The sequence below is a fragment of the Aeromicrobium panaciterrae genome, from assembly GCF_031457275.1.
Lineage (GTDB): Bacteria > Actinomycetota > Actinomycetes > Propionibacteriales > Nocardioidaceae > Aeromicrobium > Aeromicrobium panaciterrae_A.
Map to the genome: position 1 here is coordinate 2154852 of NZ_JAVDWH010000001.1, position 25469 is coordinate 2180320.

Consider the following 25469-nt stretch of genomic DNA (forward strand, 5'->3'; position numbering starts at 1 on the left):
ATGAAGTCAAATCTGCGCTCAATCGGCGAAACTGCCTCCCGTTTTGGGCTCGAAACCCACGTTCTTCGCCATTGGGAGGCCGTTGGGCTTCTCGAACCGGAACGTGACAGTGCGGACCGACGCCTCTACAGCGACGACGACCTCGTACGCATTGCGGTCATTCTGCGGAGCAAAGCTGCCGGTATGAGCCTCGAGCAGATCGCTGTGTTGATCGCGGACGACCACGGGCCGAAGCGGCATGCCGTACTTCAGGAGCATCTGGCCGACCTGGATCGGCGCATGGAGGACATGCAGCGCTCCCGGGAGATGACGGTGCACGCATTCGAGTGCAAAGCGCATGACATCACTGCATGCCCGCATTTTCGGACGATGATCGCCGACGTACTCGAAGGCACCCGCGACTGGTCGTTAACTCACTAACGGAGCTCGACGTCGTCGACGAGCCAGTCGCTTCCGCTCTTGACCATCGACATCACGACTCGATTGCGCTCTGTACGGATCTTCGAGTCCTTGCCGTTCGTGATCGTCTGGTCGACGAACAGCAGCACTGTGGCGCGATCCGAGCCATCCAGGGTCACGGCTGCCTCCACGACTGCGCCCACCGCCTTGCCCTCGAGCTTGGTGACAACTTTGCTGAGCTGCTTGGTGGCGGGCCCGTACTCCTTCTTGAACGACGCCGTTCCGGCGTCATCGACCCAGGCGAAGTCCCGATCGAGGTGCCTGTAGCTGTACGTCGTCATGTCCCCTGCCGCCGAGGTCGCGGCGGCGAGCACGTCCAGCCTGACCGTGGAGTCGTCTTCATCGCCTCCGCGCCCGTTCCACAGCACAATCGCCAGCGCTGCGACGAGCAGCGCGATGATCGAGCTAAAGATGACTGTCGACCGCTGCGGGCCGTCCTTGACCAGCCTCATCGCAGCGGCGCCGGTACGTGGGCCGAGCCGCGCTGCTGGCCGCTGACGTTCGCGGTGCATTCACGGCCATGAACGAGAGGCTCGCGGTCGGTTGAGCGTGGCGACGGCTGGTCGACACCGTACGAGCAGACCTCACCCGGCGAGACGAGCATGTTGACGCGCAAGAAGCCCTCCACGATGGTGTCGGCGAGACGCTGCAGTCCGTTCGGGAAGTCAGTGAGCAGCTGACGCAAGTGTGGATCACGATCGGCCAGCGTGCCAGTGAGATCGTCGGCAGCGGTCAGGAAGTCGGGCAGGACGTTCGCAATCGAGGCGGTCAGCGCGCGGATCTCCTTCACCTGCTTCGGCGTCTTGTCGAGGATCGATCGGAGCTTGGGGTCGTACTCCTCCAGCGATGCCGTCAACGACTTCAATGAGCTGGACAGCTCAACGAACTGGTCCTTGCTCTCGACCCCTGTGCGCAGGACTGTGCGAGCGTTCTCGAGCGTGCGCAGGGTCTGGGGCCAGCTCTCATCGAGGAGGTCAACAAGGTGGGAGCCTGACGTGAGGATGCGGCTGAGGTCGTCGGTGTCGCTGAAGGCGGTATGCAACTCGTCGAGCACTGTGGCTAGGTCGTCAGAGTCGATCTGCGACATCAGCGAGTCGATCGACTCCAGCGCGGTGGCAATCGAGGTCGGCGTCGCCGTATGCGTCGCCTCTATCGTGTCGCCGTTCTTGAGCCACGGCCCCTTGGATGCAGTGGGCTGGAAGTCGAGGTACTGCTCGCCAGCCGGCGACAGCGTACGTACGGCAGCCTCGCTGTCAGCCGGTACGTGTGCCGACGGCTCGAGGTTGAGCATCGCGACGATCCGGCCGTCGTCGAGCTTCACGCTCTCGACTTTGCCGACTCGTACGCCGCGGTAGGTGACACCGGATCCGCCGAAAAGACCGCCGGTCTCCTCCAGCTCTACGGCGACGTGCACCGGGCGTTTTGTCAGCGAGCCGTCGAGGATGGCTCCGTACAGGTACGCGATGGTCGCCAGGAAGATCCCGAGCAGGCCGATCGCGGCCACGAAGTGCTTGCGGTGGACGCGGCGCCTCATCGTGCACCCCCAAACAAGCCGAACAAGCCAGCACCGGACTGCTGCGACGAACTCTGGTCGAGCATGTCCTGCAGCGAGGGCGGGAGCGGAAGCTTCTTGAGCAGGCCTTCACCCAGCTCGATCGACGGAAGTCCGAGATCGCCCACGATCGGCAGGTTCGGGAGGCCGAGATTCAGCGTGCCCTGGAACTTCAGGTAGACGTTGAGGTAGTTGCCCGGCACACCCTTGTCGATCGCCTCAGCGAACGTCACGAGCGAATCCAGCCCTGGCCCGAACTCGCCCTTGAGCGATACGAGCTGGTCGAGGATGGGGCCGAGCTCCTCGAAGGTGGTCAGCAGGTCGGCGCGGGTCTCGCGTACGACGCGGGTGGTGGTGCCACTGAGCTGGTCGACCGCCTGCAACAGCTTGGTCAGGTCGTCGGTGCTTTCGCTCAGTACGCGCGCGGCGGGTGCGACGTCGACCAACGCTTGGTCGATCGTGTCGTTGCGCCGGTTGAGCGTCTCCGACAGGTCGGCGAGAGCGTCCAGCGTGGCGTCAATCTCCGCGCTGCTGTCGTTCACGCTGCTCGTGGCCGTGTTGAGCGACGTGAGCAGATCGCGGGCAGTGTCCTCGCGTCCACCGAGAGCCTCGTTGGCTTCGCGCACAATCGTCTGGAGCTGGCCCAGGCCTCCCCCGTTGATCAGCATCGACGCTGACGCCAGGGTGTCCTCGACCGTCGGAGCTGCCGACGCACTGTCCGCGTCGATCGATCCGCCGTCGGCGAGCAGCGCGCCCTTCGGCTTGTCGGTGACGTCGACGAACAACTCACCCAACGGCGTCGTCGAACGAAGGCGGATCGTCGAGCCGGCGTGCAGTGGTGACGACTTGCGTACGTCCATCGTGATGCGGGCGGTGAAGTCGTGCGCCGTCACCGTCTTCACGCGGCCGACTGTGACTCCGTTGAGCTTCACGGGCGCACCGACAGCCAGGTTGAGCGCGTCGTCGATCTTGGCGGAGATCTCGTAGCTCGGCCCGGACAGCTTCGAACCGGGCAGCGGGAGGTCAGAAGCCGAGGTTCCGCACGCCCCGAGCGTCAGGACGGCCATCAGCAGGATCGCGAGCCGCTTCATGACTTCACCCCCGCGATTGCGCCGAGGACGTCGAGCAGCGACAGATTCTCGAGCCCCGTGGCGTCGCAGACGGCCGGCGGTAGCGACTCGCACAGCAAGTTGACGACGTCCTGCGCCGGTATGAGGTCGCCGGGTCGCGTACGCATGTTGAGTCGGTCGTCCTCGTCAATCGCGCGGTCGACGTTCTGCATCATCAGCGGCAGGGTCGACACCGCGTCCTCAAGACCCTTGCGGTGCTCAAGCAGCGTGTTCGACAGCGAGGTGATGTCCTTGATCTGGCTGGCGATCTTGGCGCGGTGGTCGTGTGAGAACGCAGCCACCCGCTGCAACATCGCCGACAGGATCGTGAACGTCGACTCGATTGCCTCATGCTGGTCGTCGAGCATCGACGCGGCCGAAGTGACCTCGCCGTTGAAGCGACGGATCAGCGCATCGTTGTCGGCGAGGGTCTGCGTGAGCTGATCGAGGTTGTCGAGCGTGCCCTTGATGTCGCCGGAGGCGTCGTCGAGTGTGCCCAGGGTGTCGGCGAGGCCGTGCATGCTCTCCGAGATCTTCTTGCCCTTACCGTCGAGCGTCTTGGCACCGGTCTCCAACAGCTCGTTCAGCGGCGCGGTCTTGTCCTGACCTGCCAGTTCGTCGGAGATGTCAGTCAACGACGCGAGAAGGTCATCGAACTCGACCGGCGTACGCGTACGAGCGAGCGACAGCACGGTTCCTGACGCGAGGACGGGACCGGAATCGTAGACCGGCGTCAGCTCGACGTACCGGTCCGTCGCGACCGAGCGAGAGACGATGACTGCGCCAGCCTTGGCGGGCACCTTTACGCCGTCGTCGATCTGGAGCGTGACGTCGACGTGGTCGCCCTTGGGTTCCACCTTGGTGACGCTGCCGACTCGTACGCCCAGCACGCCGACATCGTTGCCTTCAAAGAGTCCAGCGGCATCGCTGAACTGGGCAGTGACTGTGGTCGGACCGGATCCGCCGCAACCCGACAGCGGGGTCACGACGAGCACGAGGACAACGAGCAGACGTTTCAGCATGCTGGCCCCCTCGCTGCGCAGGTGAGGTTGTCGCCGAGCGGAGCTGGGACCTTGAGGTCGAGCCACCGACCGTTGCCGGTCGCGTTGGCGAAATAGGTCGCCATCGTGGCGAGTCCGTCGATCGACTGCGTCAGTGACTTCTTCTGCGACTTCATGGTGTCGAGCGCCTTGGTGAGGTCTCTCATCAGCGGCGTGAAGTCCTTCTCGGTGTCGTCAAGAACACCGATCACGGCGCGGGCCAGCCGCTGGCTGTCCGTGAGCAGCTGGTCGATTGCGTCGCGCCTGCTGGTGAGTTCGTGAAGTACGAGCGACGACTGCTCGAGCAGGTCGATGATGCGTTCCTTGTTGCGAACCAGGTCATCCGTGACGTCGTTGGTGGCGGCGAGCAGCGCCCGCATCTGGTCGGAACGCTTGCCAGCAACCTCAGTCAGCCTCGCAACGCCGTCGATTGCCTCACGGGCGGCAACCGGCGTACCCCGCAGGGCTTCGGCCAGCACTGTCATCGAGTCGCTGATCGCTTCGCCGTCGAGCGCGTTCAATGCGCCGCTGCCGCCGTCGATGACGTCTTGCAGGTTGTAGGGCACGGACGTCTGGGCCAGCGGGATTGTGTCGTCTTTGAGGTCGCCACCCTTCTTGGCCGTGACGTCGAGGAAGTGCGTGCCCAGCAGCGTCGCCACCTTGACCGCGGCGCGCGACTGACTGCCCAGCTCGATGTCCTTGTCGAGCGTGAATTCGACGCGTACGTGCTTGCCCTCGAGCTTGATATCGCGAACTTCGCCGACGCCGACACCCGCGACCTGCACTTCCTCGCCCACTCGCAGTCCTGCCGAGTGCTCCATGAGAGCCGAGTAATGCTTCTGCCCGAACGGGATCACGCTGAGCGCGAGCACGAACAGGCCCATGATCACCGTGCCGACGACGCCGGCGATCCCTATCTGTCGGGTGCTGAAATTCTTCATCGGCTGCACACCGCCGAGTAGGGGCCATCGGGGCCGAGCGGCACCGAGGCGCCGCGAATGACCGTCTCGATGTTGCAGATGTAGATGTCGAGCCAGGTGCCGGACGACATCGGTCGCGCAAACGCTTCGGTCGTCTTGGGAAGTGTCTTGAACGCTCTGATGAGGGCTTCGGTGTTGTCGACGAACAGTTTCGCGGTCTGTCGCAGTGATGCCACGTCCTTGTCGAACGACGGGCGTACGTCGGTGGCCAGGTCGGCGGTCACGGCGGACAGCTCGGTCACGCCGTCGATCGTGTCGCCAATGGTCTTGCGCTCAGAGGCGAGTCGAGTCATCAGCGTCTGCAACGACTCAATCGTCGAATCGAGCTGCTCGTCCTGCCCGCTCACGTTCTTCAGGACCGGGGTCAAGTTGTCGAGGACTCTCCCCAGCACCTCGTCCTTGTCCGCAAGGTGGTTGGTGAGCTCGGCGGTCTCGGACAGCAGCGACTCGATCGTTCCACCCTGTCCCTGCATGACGGCCATGATCGATTCGGACAGGCGGTTGATCTGCTCGGGCTCGAGGGTTGCGAAGAGCGGTTCGAAGCCATTCAGCAGCGCCGTCAGATCGAAGCCAGGGCTCGTTCGCGACTCCGGCACGATGCTGTCGCCGACTAGCCGCTTGCCCTTCTCTTCGCCCGGGGTCAGCGAGAGATAGCGCTGGCCGAGCAGGTTTTGATAGCGGATCACGATGCCCGTCGTGTCGAACAGACCCTGCTCGTCCGACAGCGTGAACTTCACGCGCGCGGTGTCTCCCCCGCGCAGGTTGATCGACTCAACTCGACCCACTCGTACGCCGGCGGCACGCACATCGTCACCGACGCGAAGCCCGCTGACGTTGCTGAAGTCGGCCGAGTACTCGTGCGACGAGCCAGCGACCTGGTTGTCCATCGTGTTGGCAAGAACGACCAAGGCGATCAGCGCGGCCACGGCGAACGCAACGAACTTGATGAGGATCGGCTTCATGACGCTTCACCCACGTAGGGGCCGATCAGCAGCTGTCCGACGCCGCCGTCGGTTGGCACGTTGGCGTCGAGTCCGGAGAGCAGGCCACGGATCTGGCCGAGCAGAGCCGCGTCGTCCTGAGCCGTTGCTTGCGACCGTCGCGATGTACTGGCTGCTCCCCCGCAGTTGTCTCCGCGTACCGGGCCGAAGACCGGGCAGTCCGCCGATGTGTAGGGCGCATCGTCACCGGTCTTGATGATGACGTCGGTTGCCATCCAGGGGCCAGCCGAGAACACGCCCTTGCCCTTGCTAGCGAACGATACGAAGTTGCGGAAGCCCGAAGCGATGCCCGTCCGCTTGTCGAACACCGCGTCGACGACGATCGCTGACTGACGCATCGTCTCGACGAACGGCTTCTCCTGATCCGCGAGCAGCCGCTCGGCATCGTCGGCCAGGGCTGTCCCTCCCGCCATGATTGAGATGAGCTGAGCTCGCTTCGCCACGATCGTTCGGGCGGTGACGAGCCCGCTGTCGACTGCCGCCAATAGGTCAGGTGAGACCTGCGCGAACGTGTCGAGGTTCTGGGCCAGCAGCGCCAGATCTTCCTTGAGCAGCGGCGTGTGCGTCTCTAGTCGCTGCAGGAAGGAGTTGAAGGTCTCCATCGTGGCGCCGAGCTGCTCTCCGCGGCCGTCGAGCGCATCGGCGATCGCCCCGAGAGTGATCGACAGGTCTGCCGGCCGTACGGCTGTCATGACGCGGTACGTGCTGTCGAGCGAGTCCTGGAGCTCGAGAGTCGACTCTCGTCGATCCTGCTCGATCACTTGACCTGCCGCGAGATGCGTAGCGGTGGCCTTCTCGGGGACAGCGAGGTCGACGAACGAGGTGCCGAACACCGAGGCAGGCAAGATCCGAGCAGACACATCGCGTGGGATCTCGGAGGCAGCGTCGCCATCGATCACGAGACCGAGGCGTACGCCGCCGTCACGCGCTTCGATCGACGAAATGCGTCCAACGATGACGCCTCGTACCTTGACGTCCGCTCCTGCCGCCAGCGCACCACCGATCTCGTCGACCTGCGCCGACACGCGTACTTCGTCGCTGAACATGCCTTTGCCCCACGCAAGCAGTCCCGTACCGATGAGTGCCGCGACGACTGACATGACGAGGGCATAGCGAAGCAAGATCCCGCGGTTGTCGATCCGCGGGTCGATCATGGTTGCGTCGATCACCTGATCACCCCGAGATCCGCACGCCGGGATTGCCGCCCCAGAACAGCAGGGTCATGACCATGTCGAGTAGCACGACGATCACGATGCTGGCGCGAATCGCGCGACCCGTGGCTTCGCCGACGCCCTGGGCGCCACCGTTCGCCATGAAGCCGTACCAGCAGTGGATGAGCGTCACAGCGAACGCAAACACCAGCACCTTGGCCACCGATAGCCAGATGTCTCCCGAGCTGATGAACGTCTGGAAATAGTGCAGATAGGTGCCCTTGGGTTGCCCGAAAAGCACTGTGACCGCAGCCTGTGACGCGATGTAAGAGCCGACCAGACCGATCAGGTAGAGCGGCAGGATCGCGAGCATCGAGGCTACGACGCGGGTGGCAATCAGGTACTGCATGGGCGGCACGCTGATGACCGAGAGCGCATCGATCTCCTCGCTCGTGCGCATCGTGCCGAGTTGTGCCGTGAACCGGCAGCCCACCTGAGCGGCAAGCGCCAAGGCCGCGATCAGCGGTGCCAGTTCACGTGTGTTGACGATCGCGGACACGAAGCCCGTGAGCGGCGCCAGACCGATCGTCTCGAGCCCGTTGAAGCCCTCGATGCCCAGGGATGTGCCTGCTGAGACGGCGAGCAGGATCATCACGCCGATCGTTCCGCCGCCGACCACGAGGGCACCACTGCCCCAGCTGATGTCGGCGAGGACACGGAAGGTCTCTTGCCGGTACGTCGTCATCGCAGCGGGGATCGACTGCAGCGTGCGTCGTACGAAGGTCGCCTGCGCACCGATGACGGCGACGCCGTCGAGCGCCTTTTCGCCGGTCTGCCGCGCCCAGCCCATCACGCCATCCTCTGCGGCACGAGCATTACGTACGCCTGGGTGATGGCTACGTTGACGACGGCAAGCATGACGACGCTCAGCACGACGGCCTGGTTGACCGCGTCGGCGACCTGCTTGGGTCCACCGACGACATTAAGTCCCTTGTGACACGCCACGATCGTGGCGAGGAAGCCGAAGATCGCGGCCTTGCCCATGGCGAGCCACAAGTCAGTCGGTTGGGCGAAGCTGGTGAACGAGCCGAGGTAGGCACCGGAGCTCACGGTGCCGCCGCCGACGTTGAGGATGAAGCCGGTGGTCATGGCAGTCACGGCAACAACGACGTTGAGAAGCATGCCGACGACAACCGCTGCCAGCAGGCGTGGTGCCACGAGACGCTGCACGGGGTTGAGGCCCATGACACGCATGGCGTCAACCTCTTCGCGTGCGGCCTGGGCTCCCAACTGGGCGCACATCGCCGATCCGACCGCGCCAGCGAGGAGCAATGACGTCACCAGTGGTGCGCCCTGACGGAGGATGCCGATGCCGTTGACGGCTCCCGTGAACGACACTGCGCCGATCTGTTGAGCAATGGCGCCGACCTGGATCGACACGATCACACCGAATGGGATCGCGACCAGGATCGTCGGAAGCAGAGAGACACGGGTCATGAACCAGGCCTGCTCGAGGAACTCGTGCCAGGCAAAGCGCCGCTTGACGATGTCGACCACCGTGAACACGCTCGCCTGGATGGCGAGCACGATCATCGCGCCGAATGTCTCAAGACCCGCGTCGGTCTTGGACCGTACGGCAGCAATGACGCTCACGTCAGCCCTTCGCCGAAGGGATGCGTACGGCGCCGCTGAGGGCGAGTGCGGAGGCGAGATCGCCCTTGACCTTCAGCCTGCCTTTCATGAACGCGATCGTCGGGTTGAGGTTGCCGGTTGCGAGTTTCAGGAACTCGGCACCGCCGAGAGCGATCGTGACCGATCGTTCCCCTTCACCTTCAGGCGTGACGGTGCACTTGCCGTGGTCGATCTCCACGAGATAGCGATCGTCTCCGTCGGGTCCCCCGCCAATCTTGAAGCAAGCGGCAAGCTTGAGCTTGTCGGCGCTGCGCTGGTTGAGGTACTCGGGGAACCGGCGGAAGATCTCATCGAGCACGACGTTGCGGAAGCCTCCGCGCATGACGTCCTGCAGGTGCGAGTCCTTGGCCTTGGCGATGACGCCGGCCACCTGCACGGCGTCGAGCGCAGTTGGGTCGACGGCCACGCCTTCCTGGCCTGGCACACGGAACACGCCGCCGGTCTGCAGTGCGAGCTGCTCGTCCCCGCTGACTTTGATCGTGCCCTGCAGCACGAGAAGCGCAGCGCTGGCCGTACCGGAAAGAAGCCGCAGGAACGTCAAGGCATCCGTACTGATCGTGACGTCAGGCGCGTCGGCACCTGCTGGCTTCACCTCGACGGTGGCGTTGCCGAAGTGCGCGTCATACGTTTCGTCGACTCCTCTGTCGCGGCGAACCACGAACCGTACGACGCCATCCATGGTCTTGAGCTGTTCTGGCACGGCGAAGTCGGCAAAGCGACCGAAGCCCGCACTCAGCGCTGCCTGACGGATCGACTCGTCAGCGATCAGCTCTTTGAGCTCGGCATCCGACGCCTGGCCAAGCATGCGGGCGATCTCTTCGGCATCAACGCTCGCGAAGTGCTTGTCGAGCTTGTCTTCAGGTATGCCGCTCAACCACGTACGAAGTTCGCTCACGTTTACCTCTGGGAGTGTTTCCTACCCTGCGGTAGGATTTTGTAAACAGTAGTGACACCCCTGTGGAGTGTCAACGAGATTGGGCAATCCCATGACGACCGAAACCCGCATCCGCGCGGAGCACCTCGGACCCGAGGTCCGACGCCCGCTGGTGCTGGATGCCGCGCTCGAAGTGTGGATCGAACATGGCTATGCCGGCACGACGATGGCGCGCATCGCCAAGGCCGCCAACGTCAGCAAACCCGTTCTCTACGCCTGCTACGCCCACAAGGACGAAGCCCTACGCGCCCTCATGTCACGCGAGGAAGAACGGCTCGTCGGCGCAGCGCAGGATGCGCTCCCCGAGTCGATCGACCTCGACGACGTCGGCGAGGTCATGCGTACGGCGTACGAGGCCTTCTTCCGCGCGACCCTGGAGCACCCCGCGTCGTGGCGTGTCGTGTTCGACGCTCCACACGTCAAGGATCCCGTCATCACGACGAAGGTGAACGTTGCTCGCGCCCTGATCACAGGTCAGCTCACCGCATTGCTGGCACACCATCTTGAGTCGATGGATCGCGTGCTGCCCGAGCGAACGGTGCGCCTCTACGCGCAAAACCTCATCGCCCTCGCCGAGGCCAACGCTGCGACGCTTCTGCAGAACCCTGGCGAATGGGACCCCGCGGAGCTCGCACAGTCGGTCACCGACCTCGTGCTCACCAGCTGGCTCTGACGTAGCGTTGAGGGCATGAGTTCTTCCCTTCATGCACTCAGCTTTGCCGCAGCCGATCCAACGCGACTCGCCTCGTTCTGGGGAGGTGTCCTCAACCGCCCGGTCGACGGCACCACGCTTCCGGCCACCGACACGGCCATCCCGATCCGTTTCGTCCCGAACGACGACCCCAAGGTCGAGCCCAACCAAATGCATTTCGACACCACGACGACCTCATGGGAGGACCAGCAGGAGACGGTCGAGCGCGCGATCAGCCTGGGTGGCGCCCACCTCGACTTCGACCTGGAGCCGGACGAGCTGCACGTCCCACTCCAAGACCCTGAGGGCAACGAGTTCTGCGTCATCGAGCCGATCAACAATTTCCTCAAGGACACTGCCCGCATTGGGGCCTACTCCAGCGACGGCACTCAGGCGGTCGGCTACTTCTGGAGCAAGGCACTCGACTGGCCGCTGGTGTGGGACCAGGACGAGGAGACTGCGATCCAGTCTCGCGACGGCGGTTCCAAGATCAGCTGGGGCGGCCCTCCTGTGCACATACGCACGAGCCCAGTCCGTCTCCACTTCGATCTTGCACCTGACGGCGATCAGCAGTCAGAGGTCGAACGCCTGATCTCTCTCGGAGCAACTCGTACGGACACCACGCCATGCGAGGACGGCGCGGTGGCCATGGCCGATCCAGACGGCAACGCGTTCTGCGTGATGGGCTAGCGCTTCGTATAACTACGCAGAGCGGGCTCCTGGGGCACCTGCGGGGCGCCCACGAGGTTGAAGCTAGGCAGCGGGACGCTGGCCAGGCCCGGAGCGGCGGACAGAATGCTGAGATACATGGCGACATTCGCCGGGTTGACGCCCGGGTGATAGAGCTTGCCGCACTCAGCCTTGTCGAACCGCGACAGTTTGGCTGGACCGTCATGATTCAGCGCATCCATGGCGAGCACGTAGGCAGCATTGTCGATCGTGCCGACTGTGAGGTGTTCGTAGAACGCCTGCGGGCACACATCCTGCGTGGCCACGTTCGTGATTCGACCCTGGCCGGTGTGCAAGGTCGCCGATACCGCTGGAGTCACCACCTCGTCCGTCTTGGTGTAGATCTCCGTGTAGGAGATGCCCTTCCAGGTCTCGGCACCACTGTTGAGGGCGTTGATGAACTGGGCGTTCGCGCCTTGCTGCCATACGGCAGGCATGCAGGTCGTCACACCGGCGATACACCCCGGAATGCCGGTCGTTCCGTGGTTGGAGCCGGCCATGCCGATCACATCATCGACCATCGCCCGAGTGTCGGGCCAGAAGCGGAGCGCCCAGCGCATCGACATACCGCCCTGGCTGTGGCCCATGATCGCGATGTCGCGGGTCGACTTGGCTCGCATCGTGCGGATCGCGTAGACGAGGTACTCCCCCGACACCTGGATGTCGCCGAGCGTGTGGGACGGCATGTGAATCGCGCACCACGGGCGCTTCTGTGCCGTGAATGCTGGCTCGTAGTTCCACGAGTAGTTCTCATCGACCGTGACGCCTGTTGCGGGGTTCAGCAGGATCGGCTGGAGCTTGGAGTGCTTGAAGTCGCCGCTGCACTGCAGGGCAGCCTTGAGCGTCGCGGTGGGCACCGTCAGCTTCGGCCCGGGACGATCGACCGGCGCGTACGGCGAAGCTGCCGTCGCCGGTGAGGCGGACATCGCCATCACGAGACCAACAACAACGGCCACACTTCGCATTCGGGTCATGGCACCACCAACGACCCGAAGACGACGCGCGTTACGACTTGGGTGTCACCCAGAGGTGGATGACGCCTTCGACAGTCACAGTGCCGTCAGAGGTGACTGCCTTGACCTTGACCGGTACGTCCGGCGCACCGGCCCAGTCGGCTTCGGTCGTCTCGGCCGTACAGGTGAGGGCCGTCGTCGACTTGGCGAGGTAGCTGACTTCCATGCCCTTGGGGAGCCAGCGCATGTCGTCGGGGCACGTCGCCTCGGCGAGCAGACCCATGGCCGCTTCAAGGCCATTGCACGCAGCGATCGCATGGATGGTGCCGATGTGGTTCTTGACCGAACGACGCTTGGGGATACGGATCTGACCTAGGTGCGGCTTCATCTCCTTCACCTCGAGGTGGATCGACGCGAAGTACGGCGCCTTCTGGCTGAACGCGACGGAGAACAGTCGCTTGCCCTGAGGCAGGGCGGTGAACTTCTTGTACAGATCAAGGGTCGAAGACATGCGGCGAGTGTAGAACCGTTACACCACTACTGTCAGCGTCACGAGCGTCACACCAGCTCGTCCTTCGCTCGCAGAGCTCGCTCCCGGTCGGCCGCGGGCGGCCTCCCTAGGAACCGAAACCCTCGAATAGAGCTCGCGATGCAGTACATACGACCTCGGGATGCGTCACGGATTCTGGCTGGATCCAGAGGCCCTGGGTGAACCCACACTTCTCGAGAACGCGGATTGATCGGGTGTTGCGCACGTCGGGACTCGCGACGAATCGTGGTGCATCCGGATAGTCGCGACACAAGACCTCAGCGCAGAACGTGGTGATCATCTGGGTCCCGATCCCCCGGTCGATCAGCTCTGGCACGCCGATCAGGTAGTCGAAGGCGATCGCCTTGGGGTCCTGAACGCGTACGGCGTAGTCGTCGTAGGCGATGACGGGATAGTCCTGGATGTAGCCGATGTCGACCGCGTCGAGCACGACAATCCACATACGGGTGGGACTGGTGCCGTCGAGTTCCTTGGCGTAGTGCTCACGAGCCAGCTCGGGCGTCCGGGGCTCGTCACCGAACCAAGGCTGAGCGTGCTCCGCCGCCATCCAGCCGACCAGAGCTGGCATGTCGGCATCGGCCAGCCGCCGGAACGCGATTGTTCCCACGGGACGAGCCTAGGGTCACATGCTGTCGAGTGCCGCTGCTTCCGCGCCGAGCTCTTGGCGGACGACGTCGAAAGCAATCGACGGCGAGTAGCCCTTGCGGGCGAGCATGCTGGTCAGCCGCCGAGTCTTGGTGGTGTTGTCGAAACGAGCCATCGATCGCAGCTTGCCCTGCACCAGTCGGTGCGCCGCCTGCAGCTCGTCGGCGGGGTCGAGCTCGGCCAGCACCTCTTTGGAGATCTCGTCGTCGACGCCCTTCTGGCGCAACTCCATCGCCAGCACGCGCGAGGACAACCCCTTGCTGCGCTGACGAGACTGGACCCAGGCGCGAGCAAACTCTTCGTCGTCGATCAGGCCAGCAATCTCGAACTTGTCGAGCATCGCCAAAGCGACCTCCTCAGGCACCAGCTTCTTGGCCAGTGCCTGAGCGAGGTCGCTGCGGCTTTGGGCGCGGACGGCCAGACGGTCGTAGATGACCTTCTTGGCGAGCGCTTCGGCTTCTTCCCTGAGCAAGGTCAGAAGTCGATGTCGGTCGGCGGCTCCTCGACGATCTCGAGGGCGGGCTTGTCGGCCTGTGCGCCGATTCCCATGTGCTCCATGATGCGCTTCTCGAGCTCATCGGCCAGGTCAGGATTGTCCTTGAGGAACTTGCGGGAGTTCTCCTTGCCCTGTCCAAGCTGATCGCCTTCGTAGGTGTACCAAGCGCCGGCCTTGCGGACGAAGCCTGTGTCGACACCAACGTCGATCAGGCTGCCTTCGCGGCTGATGCCGGTGCCGTACATGATGTCGAACTCGGCCTGCTTGAACGGCGGGGCGAGCTTGTTCTTGACGACCTTGATGCGGGTGCGGTTGCCGACCATGTCGGTGCCGTCCTTGAGCGTCTCGATGCGTCGTACGTCGAGGCGGACCGAGGCGTAGAACTTCAGCGCCTTGCCACCCGTCGTGGTCTCGGGCGAACCGAACATCACGCCGATCTTTTCGCGCAGCTGGTTGATGAAGATCGCGGTGGTGCCGGACCCGTTGATCGCACCGGTCATCTTGCGCAGTGCCTGGCTCATGAGGCGAGCCTGCAGACCCACGTGGCTGTCACCCATCTCGCCATCGATCTCGGCGCGGGGCACGAGTGCCGCCACGGAGTCGATCACGATGATGTCGAGCGCACCCGAGCGGATCAGCATGTCGGCGATCTCGAGCGCCTGCTCACCGCTGTCGGGCTGTGAGATCAGAAGCGCATCCGTGTCGACACCGAGACGCTTGGCGTACTCAGGATCGAGTGCGTGCTCTGCATCGATGAAGGCAGCGACCCCGCCGGCCTTCTGTGCGTTGGCGATCGCATGGAGGGCGACCGTCGTCTTGCCTGAGGACTCCGGACCGTAGATCTCGACAACACGGCCGCGCGGAAGACCGCCAATGCCGAGTGCGATGTCGAGCGTCGTCGCTCCAGTGGGGATGACTTCGATCGGTGCGCGAGCCTGGTCGCCAAGTCGCATCACGGCACCCTTGCCATGTGCGCGGTCGATCTGGGCCATCGCGTTTTCGAGGGACTTGCCTTTGTCCTTGTCGCTGGCGAGGGAGCTATTGGGTTGTGCCATGGTGGGTCCGTTTCTGCTCGTGGGCGGCGGGTCATCGACGACGCTAGAAGGACCCTCAGACATATGTGGGCCTCATCGACCCGACTGTGGAATCCGTCCTTCTGACGTCCAACCTGTGCACGAGATTATCCGAACGTCTGTTCGATCACGGTGTTCGAACCCGGCGTGTCGCGGAAGTTTTTCTAGCGCTCCGAGGCGGGCAGGCCGAGGGTTTCGTGGATCGCGCGCCACACGGTCTTGGGCGTCTCGCCATCTTCGAGCGCAGCGGTCGCCGTACGGCCGCCAAGCTCGCGCATCACGTGGTTGTCGGCCCAAACGCGGGCATAGCCACGATCGCCGAAATGCTGGTCCATGCGGACCCAGAATTCGCTGTACTTCATTTAGTCAGCAGAGGATTCAGGCAGCGGAAGCGGAAACGTCACCGCGAGCGATGGACGAGATGCTCGCGATATGTGCTTCTGCGGCTTCTTCGACTTCGAGCAGCGAGCTGACGTCGAGCAGAACCTTTGACAGCGGAACCTCGAGTGCGGCGGCAAGAGCGGCGAGCAACTCAGAGCTCGGCTCCTTCTGCCCACGCTCAACCTCGGAGATGTAGCCGAGGCTGACCCGGGCCTTGCCTGACACATCGCGGAGCGTCAGCCCCTGCGAGATGCGGCGCGCACGGAGGACCTCGCCGACCAGCTGTCGCATTGCGGTCATCGGGCACCTCCTCGGTTGTTCATACAAACCTACAACCCTGTGTGGATCAGGTTTCTTCCCTCAGCCTACCGACCAGTTGCGACAGCAGCGCGTCGACCGTCCCATTGCGGACCGTGTCGCGGTCACCAGCGAGTTCCAGGGCGGTCGTGACCACGCCGTCGGGGCCCGCAATGGCGATAAACACAGTCCCGGCGGGCTTTCCTTCGCTGTCCCCCGGGCCGGCGACTCCCGTCGTCGCGAGGCCGTACGTCGCGTTGAACCGTTCCTGAGCGCCGAATGCCATCTGAGCCGCAACATCGGCGTCAACAGTGCCGTGATCTTCGATCAGCTCGACATCGACGTCGAGCAACTCGATCTTGGCTTCGGCCGCATAGGCGACGACTCCCCCGAGCACGACATCAGACGCACCAGGGACGTTGATGAGCGTCGCGCAGACGAGTCCGCCTGTCAGCGACTCACCAGTGGCCACTGTTGCACCGGCCGTACGAAGTGCGCCGATGACGTCATCGGCGAGGCTCATGTGCGAGCTGCAGCCTTGGAGTCACGGCGCAGCTTGCGGGCATCGCGTACGTACGCGACCGCTGTGCTCACCGTGATGAAGAACGCCGCGGCCATGAAGCCGTGCGTGATCCAGCGAAGAATGTCGGAGATCGTGTTGTCCCAGATCTCGAACGGGAGCAGGTAGCCACCGATCGCGACGGCCTGGAGGGTCGTCTTGATCTTGCCGTTCTGGCCGGCCGGCATGACGCCGTACTTCTTGACCACGAACCGCATGAGGGTGATGCCCCACTCGCGAACCAGCACGATGATCGTGACGGTCCAGAACAGCCAGCCAAACCGTGTGTCCGTGAAGATGATCGCGAGTCCGACGAATGCCATGCCGGTGAGCGCTTTGTCAGCGATCGGGTCGGCCAGCTTGCCGAAGTTGGTCACCAGGTTGTGCTTGCGCGCGAGGTCGCCGTCGATCTTGTCGGTGGCCATGAGCAAGAGGAACGCGACCCACGACCAGACGCGGAACTCGACCGACTGTCCGTCCTGTGTCAGCAACAGCCAACCGAACAACGGGACGCCGGCAATGCGAAGGACGGTCAGCACGTTGGCAATGTTGAGCCTGCTCGGCTGGTGTGCCGTTTCCATGGGTCCCTCTCGCTGGTGACGTCTCAGTATGCGGCAGCGGGACGGCGCCGCGCCAACTGGACTTCGGCCTCCCCCGGCGAGGTGTCAGTCGCCAGGCCCAGCGGTGAGGTGTAGAAACGGGTGCCGTCCTTGCTGACGACCTTGACCCGCGGATCGTGGCGGCCAGCACGGCGTTCAATCCGGATTTCAGCCATCTCGCTCCACAGCAGGCCAACCCAGCCCTCGCGGCCACGAAGACGTACGCCGTGGTCGTCCGCGACGAACAGCGGCGCACGGGCGTCACTAGTTCCACGCAGGTGGATCAGACCCAGCATCGCCAGCAGCGCAGCAGGAACCCAGAGGAGCGGTTCGCTGCGGTCGTAGGCGAGCCAGCCGAAGCCGGCAGCGGACGCGAGGCTCAGCAATCCGAGGAGCGCGAACAGTTTCACGCGCCGTCGGATCTCGAACGGCTCAAGACCTGTGCTCATGTTCAACCCGCTTGGATGCTTGCGAGGACCTGGTCGAGGTCATCGGGCTTGATGAGTACGTCGCGGGCCTTCGAACCCTCACTGGGTCCGACGATGCCGCGGCTCTCGAGGATGTCCATCAGGCGACCGGCCTTGGCGAAGCCGACGCGCAGCTTGCGCTGCAGCATCGACGTCGAGCCGAACTGGGTCGTCACGCAGAGCTCAATCGCCTGCAGCACGAGATCCATGTCGTCGCCGATGTCGTCGTCGAGTTCGCGCCTGGAAGCCGCCGCGGGAGCTGTGACGTCCTCACGATAGATCGGCTGCAGCTGCTTCTTGCAGTGCTCCACGATCGAGTGGATCTCGGCTTCGGTGATCCAGGCACCCTGCATACGCATGGCCTTGTTCTGGCCCATGGGCAGGAACAGTCCGTCACCCTGACCGACGAGCTTCTCAGCGCCAGGCTGGTCGAGGATGACGCGGCTGTCGGTGACCGACGACGTCGCGAACGCGAGACGGCTGGGCACGTTGGCCTTGATCAGACCCGTGACGACATCGACCGAGGGTCGCTGCGTGGCGAGCACGAGGTGGATGCCGGCCGCACGAGCAAGCTGCGTGATGCGGACGATCGAGTCCTCAACATCACGCGGCGCAACCATCATCAGGTCGGCGAGCTCGTCGACAACCACGAGCAGGTACGGGTAGGGCGCCAGAATGCGCTCACTGCCCGGAGGCAGCTGCACCTTGCCCGCTCGTACGGCCTTGTTGAAGTCGTCGATGTGGCGGTAGCCGAAGTTGGCCAGGTCGTCGTAACGCATGTCCATCTCGCGTACGACCCACTGAAGCGCCTCGGCAGCCTTCTTGGGGTTGGTGATGATCGGCGTGATCAGGTGCGGAACACCCTCGTACGCGGTCAGCTCGACCCGCTTGGGGTCGACGAGGATCATGCGCACCTCTTCAGGCGTCGACCGCATCAGGATCGAGCCGATCATCGAGTTGACGAACGACGACTTGCCCGAGCCGGTCGCACCCGCGACGAGCAGGTGAGGCATCTTCGCGAGGTTGGCCACGACGTAGCCACCCTCGACGTCCTTGCCGAGGCCGATGACCATCGGGTGGTGGTCGCTGCGGGCCTTGCCGGAGCGCAGGACGTCGCCGAGCGACACCATCTCCTTGTCGACGTTGGGGATCTCGACGCCAATCGCAGACTTGCCCGGAATCGGGCTCAGGATGCGCACTTCGGCCGAGGCCACGGCGTACGAGATATTGCGCGACAACGCGGTGACCTTCTCCACCTTGACCGCGGGGCCGAGCTCGACCTCGTAGCGGGTGACGGTCGGGCCACGGGTGTAGCCGGTGACAGTGGCGTCGATCTGGAACTGCTCGAGCACCTCCGTGAGGCGTTCGACGACCTCATCCGAGGCGGTCGAGCGTGCCTTGTGTGGCGTACCTTCGCGGAGCACGGACGGCTCCGGGAGCGTGTAGATGACGTCGCTGGCCAGTGCGAGCTGCTCCGCCGAAGCCGGGATCGGCTCGATCGCACGGATCGGACCAGTGTCGTCAATATCCGCCTGGGGCTCATGGACCTCGAAGACGCGTGCGGGAACCTGGCGGTCCTCGTCGGGTCCTTCGACGAGCGGACTCTCGAACTCTTCAACGACAGGAGTCTTGGGGTGCCTGGGTCGCTTGGGCTTCTCGTCCTCGACCTCTTCTTCGGTCGTACGGCCGAGGGCCTTGTCGCGGAGCTCGGTCAGGCGGCCGGGTACGGCGTGCAGCGGCGTATTGGTCACCACAAGCAGGCCAAACGCGACGACGAGCACGAGAAGCGGCGCGACGACGTACGGGCTCTTGAGCAGGTCAACCATCAGAGCAGAGAACAGGAAGCCGATCGCTCCGCCTGCCTCGCGCATCGCGTCGGGGTTGGCGTCACTGGGGCGCGGCACACCGTGTGACAGGTGCACGAGTCCGAGGATGCCGCCGGTGATCGCGCTCCAGCCGATGATCTGACGACCAGCGGGACCATTGCGATCGGGGTGACGCAGTGTGCGCCAGGCGATGACGGCGAGCAGCACGGGGACGGCCCACGCGAGGATGCCGACGCTGCCGGACGTGATCGTGCGGACCAGACCGCCGACGCGTCCTGGAATGTCCCACCACACCGACGCGGCAACGATGATGCTGATGCCGAGCAGACCAAAGCCGACACCGTCACGCCGTTGCGCAGGGTCGAGCTCTTTGGCACTGCTGCCAATGCTTCGGGCAATCGCGCCAGTCAGTCCGGCAAGGCCGAACCAGATGGAGCGCAGCAGATTGATCAGGCCGCTGAAAGCAGCACTGATTGGGCCAGGTCCGGAACTGCGCGGCTTGCGCGGTCGCTGCGGCCTCTTTGGCTGCGGCTTGCGTGCTGCCGGCTTCTTTCGAGCCTGGCTACCGGACGGCCGCTTGCGCGGCGGGGAAGACGTTCGGGTCGCCATGGGGAAAGGCTAAAGCAGAACATGAGTGTTTCAGCGGATCCCACGCTGCTCGGCCACGCTGAAATCGGTCAGTTCCAGCTGGCTTTGGTGAGGTCATTCGTGTTGGCGCCCTCGCCGCGAGCGCGTGCCATCACGAGGCTCACGAGACGCTGATCAGGCGGGTTGTTGTCCAACAACGGGTCGGTGACGACATCGGCACCGCACTCACGCATGGCGTCGTGAGCCGTACCGGCCGTGAGGAGATAGCTCGAGACCACGACGCGGTGCCCGTACGCACGCGCGACATCGACCGCTTCGACGAGCGCTGTGTCGGGACCCCCGAGTGCTCCGACATGTACGCGTCCTCCCCATACGGCGCTGAGAAGTCGTGCAGCCTTGGCAACGTCAGCGAGCGCACGCTCATCTGTCGTTGTGTCTGCCGCCAGCACGATGGTGTCGTTCGAACGTGCCCCAGCCTCGAACAGTCGACGTACGCCGACCTCCGCAAGCACCCAGTCGGGTCCGAGCGGCGGCGTGACGGTTACCGACGGATCAAGATGCGATGCCCTCACGATGTCGACGCTGACCGAGCGGTCGTACGCCAGCATCAATGGCACCAACGCCCGCGGACCTGATGTCGCCTCGACCGTGCTGACGATCGAAGGCTCCTGCAGATCGACGTACGCGTCCATCACGTCGAGGTCGTGCGCCTCTCGCCTGACTGCATTGACCAGTCCGGCGAGGGCGGCACGTCCGCGTGTGCTCTGCGGGCCATGCGCGCACAGTAGGAGGCTGCGCGTCATTTCCTGCACCCCCGAGGGCCGCAATTGCGTAAACCACGACCGGATGCAGGCACATCTCCAGAGTCGCGGCGGGATGTTACCCGGGCGTTAACAGCACAACGAGGTTCGGTTACATCCATCGTTCGAGGGCTGTATGCGTCTGATCGAGCAGATCCGCCGCCTCTGCGTACCGGTCAATCACCAACGAGACCAGGTCCGGATCGGCCACCGGTCCATCGAGCAACGGCTGCGTGACGACGTCAGCGCCACATTGCGTCAGCTTGTCGAAGAAGTAGCCGGGGGCCATTAGATAGCTCGCCACGACCACACGGCGGCCGGATCGTGCAACGTCGCGCACGACGTCTTCGATCGGATTGGCCTTGCCACCCACGTGGCCGACCGGGATCGGCGAGCCCCACGCAGTGCCCAGCATTCGTGCGGCAGCGTCAACGCTTCGCAACGCGATGTCATTGGTCGAGCCGGCGCCAGCCAGGACGACCACGTCGTCGCGGGTCGCACCCACGTCGGCCAAGCGTTTAAGGAGTACCCGGGTCAGTCGCGCATCCGGACCGAGCGTGCGGGCTGCGGCAGCCGTCGGACGCGCAGCGGCATTCACGATGTCGACGTCGACATGGAATCCGGGCGCAAGAAGCAGCGGTACGACCACGGCAGCACCATCGATCTGCTCGACGACATCGCCGACGTACGGATCCTGGACGTCGACAAACGCCTCGTGCACGTCCAAGTGAGGTGCAGCCTCGCGTACGCCGTCAATCAGCGAGGTGATCGCCTCGCGAGCTTCAGGAACGCTGGTTCCGTGGCTGGTCGCCACGAGCGAGATCGTCATGAATCCTCCGCAACTGCGAGGCGGTAGCCACGCTTGACCACGGTCTGGATGATGGGCTGCCCCATGGCCTCGCGCAGGCGGGCCACGGCAACCTCGGCCGAGTGCGGATCGTCCGACTCCCCCGGCAAGACGGCAAGAAGCTCCCCGCGGGAGCGCACTGAACCCGGCTCGCTCGCAAGCGCCCGCAGGATGGCGAGACCGCTGGGCGACACGGGCAGAATTTCGTGATTGAGGGTCGCAGCGGTTGCACGCACCCGCAGCTGACCGGCGGTGGTCTGTACGTTCTCGGATGCGTCGCCGAGGAACATGACGAGCGATCGTACGAGCGCTCCAAGCCGTGCTCGCTCCGGCAACAGCGGGTCGAAGCCCGCGGCGCGTAGTGGATCAGCTGTTACGGGGCCGACCGCTGCGAGCACGAGACGACGATCCTTCTCGAGCCGACGAATCTCGTCGACGGCGCCGTGCTCGATGACGGATGCCAGCCACGCTGCGGCGCCTGGTGCTGACGTAAACACGACGGCGTCGTACAGACCTGCTGCGGTGTCGAAGACCGAACGCTCAACTGCGGCGGGGTCCGGCGGCGGGCCCCAGCGATAGACAACGAGGCCGAACGGCCTTCCACCGGCGGCAGCCAGTCGCTTCTCGAGCCCGTCGTCACCTGCTCCGTGATGCTGCACGGCGATCGACATCCCACGGACGCCTTCGGCCGACAGGAAGTCAGCGATCTCGGCCGACGTCTCCGACTCAGCAACCCAGTCAGGCATGAGGCCGGCGGCCTGAAGCGCTCCGCGCGCCTTGGGACCTCGGGCAATCAGTCGTACGGATCGCAATGCCTCGACGAGCTCGTGGCCGATACCGGCTGCCTCGGCGGTATCGAGCCAGCCACGAAAACCAATGCCGGTGGTGACGACGACGATGTCGGTGCCCGCGGCAATCATCTGTCGGGTCTGTGCGATCAGGGTGCTCTCATCGATGTGCGACTCAACACCGAGTGACGCTGCCGTCGTGACGACGGCACCGCGTCGGCCAAGCGCCAGCGATAGATCCTCGGCCCGGCGCTGAGCCGTGACGAGGATCTGGGTTCCAGCAAGAACTGGTCCGAGTGGGGTCACGGGGGTCCTACACGTTCGGGAAGTTCAACCTCGACCCAACCGTCAGATACGCGTGTGGGCCACACCTGGAGCGAGACTTCGGGATCGTCGAGGCATTGACCGGTCTTGAGATCAAACGCTTGTTTGTGCATCGGGGATGCGACCGTTGCTACGCCGCCACGGCTGCCGACCAGTCCGCGAGCCATCACATTGGCCTGGCTGAACGGGTCGAGGTGGTCGACCGCGTGTACGTATTCGGTGTCGCTGAGACGGAACAGCGCGACCTGGTGATCGCCAACGAGAGCCGCGGCACCGCGATCGGGCACCAAGGCGTCGAGCGTGCACACGCGCTGCCATCCGCTCATACGACTACCTCCGCCTCGCGCACTGGAATGCTTGTACCGGCGATCAGTACAGCTCGTTCATCGCCGTTTGCGGGTCGTCGTTGACCACGTTCCTCGACATATACAAGATCGGGGTCTGGTGTTTCCGGCGCGTTAACGAATGATGCGAACCGCGCTAACTTCTCGTCGTCAGCGAGAGTTGCCGCCCATTCATCCTCGTATGCGTCCACGTGAGCCTCCATCGCGGCGTCGAGATCGGCAGCGATTCCGAGGCTGTCCTCGAACACGACGGCACGTACGGCTTCGATGCCACCCTCGACCGACTCGAGCCACGGCGCGGTGCGCTGCAGGCGGTCAGCCGTGCGTACGTAGTACATGAGGAAGCGATCGATCGCGCGTACAAGGTCCTCGGTGCTGAGGTCCTCAGCGAACAGTTGCGCGTGGCGCGGTGTGAACCCGCCGTTGCCGCCGACGTACATGTTCCAACCCTTGTCGGTCGCGATGATGCCGACGTCCTTGCCGCGGGCCTCAGCGCACTCGCGGGCGCAGCCAGACACGGCGAGCTTGAGCTTGTGCGGCGACCTGAGGCCGCGATAGCGGAGCTCCAGGTCGACCGCGAGAGTCGTCGAGTCCTGCACTCCGTAACGGCACCACGACTGCCCGACACAGGACTTCACCGTGCGAAGCGACTTGCCGTACGCGTGACCCGACTCGAAGCCTGCGTCGACGAGGCGCTTCCAGATCGCGGGCAGCTGCTCGATGCGAGCGCCGAACAAATCGATGCGCTGACCGCCGGTGATCTTCGTGTAGAGCCCATAGTCAGCGGCCACCTGACCGATCACGATCAGTCCTTCGGGGGTGACTTCACCGCCGGGGATGCGGGGTACGACCGAGTAGGTGCCGTCCTTCTGCAGGTTGGCCATGACGTGGTCGTTGGTGTCCTGGATCGCCGCGTTCTCGCCGTCGAGGACGTGTCCGTTGCCGAGCGAGGCGAGGATCGATGCCGCGACGGGGCGGCAGATGTCGCAACCGCGGCCAGTGCCGTGCTTCTCGACGAGCTCGGAGAACGTCGTGATCTCGCTGACCCTGACGACGTCGAACAACTGAGCGCGGGTGTACGCGAAGTGCTCGCACAACGCGGTGTTGACCTCGAGGCCCTCCTCGGCCATCTGGGTCTCCATGAGCTTCTTGACCAGGGAGACGCACGAGCCGCAGCTCGTGCCGGCCTTCGTGCACGCCTTCACCGCAGCGATGTCGGTGCACTGGTGGTCAGTCACAGCACCGCGTACGGTTCCGGCCGTCACGTTGTTGCAGGAGCAGACGTTGGCGTCGTCCGGCAGCGTGCCACCGGTCGGCGGCTCCATACCTTCGGGCAGCAGCCACGCCGTCGGATCGCTGCCGAGCGCGCGGCCCACCATGGGTCGGAGATTCGTGTAGGCGCTGGCGTCACCGACGAGCATGCCGCCCAGCAGTGTCTGTGCGTCGTCACTCATGACGAGCTTCTTGTAGATGCCCGCCAGCGGATCGGCATAGACAACCTCGAGGCTGCCGTTGGTCGCGGCGAAGGCATCGCCGAAGCTGGCGACGTCGACACCGAGCAACTTGAGCTTGGTCGACAGATCCGCACCCTCGAACGTCGCGTCGCCACCGAGGAGTCGGTCAGCGACGACCTCGGCCATCGAGTAGCCCGGTCCCACGAGACCCCACAGGCGGCCGGCGATGTGCGCAACCTCGCCGATCGCGAAGATCGATTCGTCGCTGGTGGCGCAGTACTTGTCGGCGATCACTCCCCCGCGTTCGCCCACCTCAAGCCCTGCCTCGCGGGCGAGCTCGTCGCGCGGTCGTACACCGGTCGCGAAGACCACGACATCGGCCTGGATCTTCTCGCCGTCGGCGAACTGCATGCGTGCGACCTTGCCGTCGCGGTCCGCGCGCAGCTTGGAGGTCGCGGTGGACGTACGAACTTCGACACCCATCTGTTCGATGATCCGCTGGAGTGCGCCGCCGCCGGCCTGATCGACCTGCATCGGCATCAGCCAGTCGGCAAACTCGATGACTGTGGTCTCGGCGCCGAGCGCCGTCAGCGCGCCAGCCGCTTCGAGCCCGAGTAGTCCGCCACCCACGACGGCTCCCTTGACTTTGCGGCCCAGCGCAGCCTCGCGGTCAGTCACCCAGGCGCGGAGCTCCGCGACGTCATCGACGGTGCGGTAGACGAAGCAGCCCGGCAGGTCAGAGCCCTCGACGGGAGGCACCGTGGCGTACGAACCGGTGGCAATCACCAAGCGGTCGTACTCAAAAGTCGTGTTGCGAGCGTGAATCTGCTTCGCTTCGCGATCGATATGACTGACGATCGATCCGCGGTAGAGGCGTACGCCCGGGCGCTTCCACAGTTCGCCGTCGCCGAGAAGCAGGTCGTCGGGATCGCTGTTGGAGAAGAAGGACGTCAGTGCGACGCGGTCGTACGGGGGGCGAGTCTCGTCGCCGAAGACTTCGATGTCCCACTCTTGGTCGGCTCCACGCTCGACCATCGCCTCGACAAGACGATGAGCGACCATGCCGGCGCCAACAACTGCGAGCTTCTTCTTAGTCATGATTCGACGGTAGGAAACGCAGATTTCAGGGCGTGCGTGTCC

The 25469-nt window shown here is 64.4% G+C and carries 29 protein-coding genes; 3 read left to right on the forward strand and 26 right to left on the reverse strand.

What is annotated here, in order from left to right; all coding sequences use genetic code 11:
- The gene (locus J2X11_RS11030) at positions 1-420 is read left to right on the forward strand and encodes a helix-turn-helix domain-containing protein (RefSeq protein ID WP_309970730.1); all 420 of its coding nucleotides are present in this window, start codon (positions 1-3) and stop codon (positions 418-420) included.
- Here J2X11_RS11030 and J2X11_RS11035 read toward each other — a convergent pair.
- From J2X11_RS11035 to J2X11_RS11080, 10 genes are read right to left on the reverse strand one after another with little or no spacing between them, the layout of a single operon-like run.
- Positions 417-911 (reverse strand): hypothetical protein, encoded by a 495-nt coding sequence (locus J2X11_RS11035; RefSeq protein ID WP_309970733.1) that lies wholly within the window; start codon positions 909-911, stop codon positions 417-419. The genes J2X11_RS11030 and J2X11_RS11035 overlap by 4 nt on opposite strands.
- Positions 908-1993: an MlaD family protein gene (locus tag J2X11_RS11040; RefSeq protein WP_309970736.1), complete on the reverse strand. Its 1086-nt coding sequence runs from the start codon at positions 1991-1993 to the stop codon at positions 908-910. The genes J2X11_RS11035 and J2X11_RS11040 overlap by 4 nt, the downstream gene beginning before the upstream one ends.
- Positions 1990-3102 carry an MCE family protein gene (locus J2X11_RS11045; RefSeq protein WP_309970739.1) on the reverse strand — a complete coding sequence of 371 codons (1113 nt, stop codon included), beginning with the start codon at positions 3100-3102 and terminating at the stop codon, positions 1990-1992. The genes J2X11_RS11040 and J2X11_RS11045 overlap by 4 nt, the downstream gene beginning before the upstream one ends.
- Positions 3099-4142 carry an MCE family protein gene (locus J2X11_RS11050; protein WP_309970742.1) on the reverse strand — a complete coding sequence of 348 codons (1044 nt, stop codon included), beginning with the start codon at positions 4140-4142 and terminating at the stop codon, positions 3099-3101. The genes J2X11_RS11045 and J2X11_RS11050 overlap by 4 nt, the downstream gene beginning before the upstream one ends.
- Positions 4136-5101 (reverse strand): MCE family protein, encoded by a 966-nt coding sequence (locus J2X11_RS11055; RefSeq protein WP_309970745.1) that lies wholly within the window; start codon positions 5099-5101, stop codon positions 4136-4138. The genes J2X11_RS11050 and J2X11_RS11055 overlap by 7 nt, the downstream gene beginning before the upstream one ends.
- Positions 5098-6102 carry an MlaD family protein gene (locus tag J2X11_RS11060; protein WP_309970747.1) on the reverse strand — a complete coding sequence of 335 codons (1005 nt, stop codon included), beginning with the start codon at positions 6100-6102 and terminating at the stop codon, positions 5098-5100. The genes J2X11_RS11055 and J2X11_RS11060 overlap by 4 nt, the downstream gene beginning before the upstream one ends.
- Positions 6099-7310 carry an MCE family protein gene (locus tag J2X11_RS11065; protein ID WP_309970749.1) on the reverse strand — a complete coding sequence of 404 codons (1212 nt, stop codon included), beginning with the start codon at positions 7308-7310 and terminating at the stop codon, positions 6099-6101. The genes J2X11_RS11060 and J2X11_RS11065 overlap by 4 nt, the downstream gene beginning before the upstream one ends.
- Positions 7311-7314: 4 nt before the next feature.
- On the reverse strand, positions 7315-8142 hold the full coding sequence (locus J2X11_RS11070; RefSeq protein WP_309970752.1) for an ABC transporter permease: 828 nt from the start codon (positions 8140-8142) through the stop codon (positions 7315-7317).
- Positions 8142-8945 (reverse strand): MlaE family ABC transporter permease, encoded by an 804-nt coding sequence (locus tag J2X11_RS11075; protein WP_309970755.1) that lies wholly within the window; start codon positions 8943-8945, stop codon positions 8142-8144. Before J2X11_RS11075 ends, J2X11_RS11070 begins: the two co-directional genes overlap by 1 nt.
- 1 nt (position 8946) lies before the next feature.
- Entirely contained in the window at positions 8947-9879 is a 933-nt protein-coding gene (locus tag J2X11_RS11080) for an SCP2 sterol-binding domain-containing protein (protein ID WP_309970758.1), read from the reverse strand.
- A gap of 91 nt (positions 9880-9970) precedes the next feature.
- Between J2X11_RS11080 and J2X11_RS11085 the strand changes: the two genes are divergently transcribed.
- Positions 9971-10591 carry a TetR/AcrR family transcriptional regulator gene (locus tag J2X11_RS11085; protein WP_309970761.1) on the forward strand — a complete coding sequence of 207 codons (621 nt, stop codon included), beginning with the start codon at positions 9971-9973 and terminating at the stop codon, positions 10589-10591.
- A gap of 15 nt (positions 10592-10606) precedes the next feature.
- Positions 10607-11299 carry a VOC family protein gene (locus J2X11_RS11090; protein WP_309970765.1) on the forward strand — a complete coding sequence of 231 codons (693 nt, stop codon included), beginning with the start codon at positions 10607-10609 and terminating at the stop codon, positions 11297-11299.
- Here the strand turns inward: J2X11_RS11090 and J2X11_RS11095 are convergent.
- The 16 genes from J2X11_RS11095 to nirB all read right to left on the reverse strand — a co-directional run bounded on the left by J2X11_RS11095 (position 11296) and on the right by nirB (position 25427).
- Complete coding sequence (locus J2X11_RS11095) at positions 11296-12312, reverse strand: lipase family alpha/beta hydrolase (RefSeq protein WP_309970768.1); 1017 nt, start codon at positions 12310-12312, stop codon at positions 11296-11298. The two genes, J2X11_RS11090 and J2X11_RS11095, sit on opposite strands and share 4 nt — an antisense overlap.
- Positions 12313-12343: 31 nt before the next feature.
- Positions 12344-12802 (reverse strand): hotdog fold domain-containing protein, encoded by a 459-nt coding sequence (locus J2X11_RS11100; RefSeq protein ID WP_309970771.1) that lies wholly within the window; start codon positions 12800-12802, stop codon positions 12344-12346.
- A 106-nt stretch (positions 12803-12908) separates the two neighbouring features.
- The gene (locus J2X11_RS11105) at positions 12909-13448 is read right to left on the reverse strand and encodes a GNAT family N-acetyltransferase (protein ID WP_309970773.1); all 540 of its coding nucleotides are present in this window, start codon (positions 13446-13448) and stop codon (positions 12909-12911) included.
- A gap of 15 nt (positions 13449-13463) precedes the next feature.
- A complete protein-coding gene (locus tag J2X11_RS11110; RefSeq protein WP_309970776.1) occupies positions 13464-13958 on the reverse strand; it encodes a regulatory protein RecX in 495 nt (164 codons plus the stop codon).
- Between the two features lie 2 nt (positions 13959-13960).
- On the reverse strand, positions 13961-15037 hold the full coding sequence (gene recA, locus J2X11_RS11115) for a recombinase RecA (RefSeq protein WP_309970779.1): 1077 nt from the start codon (positions 15035-15037) through the stop codon (positions 13961-13963).
- Positions 15038-15219: 182 nt separating this feature from the next.
- Positions 15220-15417, reverse strand: a complete 198-nt coding sequence (locus J2X11_RS11120) for a DUF3046 domain-containing protein (RefSeq protein WP_309970782.1) — start codon at positions 15415-15417, stop codon at positions 15220-15222.
- A 16-nt stretch (positions 15418-15433) separates the two neighbouring features.
- The gene (locus J2X11_RS11125) at positions 15434-15736 is read right to left on the reverse strand and encodes a helix-turn-helix domain-containing protein (protein WP_309970785.1); all 303 of its coding nucleotides are present in this window, start codon (positions 15734-15736) and stop codon (positions 15434-15436) included.
- A gap of 46 nt (positions 15737-15782) precedes the next feature.
- Positions 15783-16256, reverse strand: coding sequence for a CinA family protein (locus tag J2X11_RS11130; protein WP_309970788.1), 474 nt, complete (start codon positions 16254-16256; stop codon positions 15783-15785).
- Positions 16253-16873 (reverse strand): CDP-alcohol phosphatidyltransferase family protein, encoded by a 621-nt coding sequence (locus J2X11_RS11135; RefSeq protein ID WP_309970790.1) that lies wholly within the window; start codon positions 16871-16873, stop codon positions 16253-16255. The genes J2X11_RS11130 and J2X11_RS11135 overlap by 4 nt, the downstream gene beginning before the upstream one ends.
- A 23-nt stretch (positions 16874-16896) precedes the next feature.
- A complete protein-coding gene (locus tag J2X11_RS11140) occupies positions 16897-17340 on the reverse strand; it encodes a hypothetical protein (RefSeq protein ID WP_309970793.1) in 444 nt (147 codons plus the stop codon).
- A 2-nt stretch (positions 17341-17342) separates the two neighbouring features.
- Positions 17343-19793 carry an FtsK/SpoIIIE family DNA translocase gene (locus J2X11_RS11145; RefSeq protein WP_309970796.1) on the reverse strand — a complete coding sequence of 817 codons (2451 nt, stop codon included), beginning with the start codon at positions 19791-19793 and terminating at the stop codon, positions 17343-17345.
- A 68-nt stretch (positions 19794-19861) separates the two neighbouring features.
- Positions 19862-20575: a sirohydrochlorin chelatase gene (locus tag J2X11_RS11150; RefSeq protein ID WP_309970799.1), complete on the reverse strand. Its 714-nt coding sequence runs from the start codon at positions 20573-20575 to the stop codon at positions 19862-19864.
- 109 nt (positions 20576-20684) lie between these two features.
- Positions 20685-21401, reverse strand: a complete 717-nt coding sequence (locus J2X11_RS11155; protein ID WP_309970802.1) for a sirohydrochlorin chelatase — start codon at positions 21399-21401, stop codon at positions 20685-20687.
- Complete coding sequence (locus J2X11_RS11160) at positions 21398-22513, reverse strand: uroporphyrinogen-III synthase (protein WP_309970805.1); 1116 nt, start codon at positions 22511-22513, stop codon at positions 21398-21400. Before J2X11_RS11160 ends, J2X11_RS11155 begins: the two co-directional genes overlap by 4 nt.
- Positions 22510-22857, reverse strand: a complete 348-nt coding sequence (gene nirD / locus J2X11_RS11165; protein ID WP_309970808.1) for a nitrite reductase small subunit NirD — start codon at positions 22855-22857, stop codon at positions 22510-22512. Before nirD ends, J2X11_RS11160 begins: the two co-directional genes overlap by 4 nt.
- Positions 22854-25427: a nitrite reductase large subunit NirB gene (gene nirB / locus J2X11_RS11170; protein WP_309970812.1), complete on the reverse strand. Its 2574-nt coding sequence runs from the start codon at positions 25425-25427 to the stop codon at positions 22854-22856. Before nirB ends, nirD begins: the two co-directional genes overlap by 4 nt.
- Positions 25428-25469: the final 42 nt, after the last annotated feature.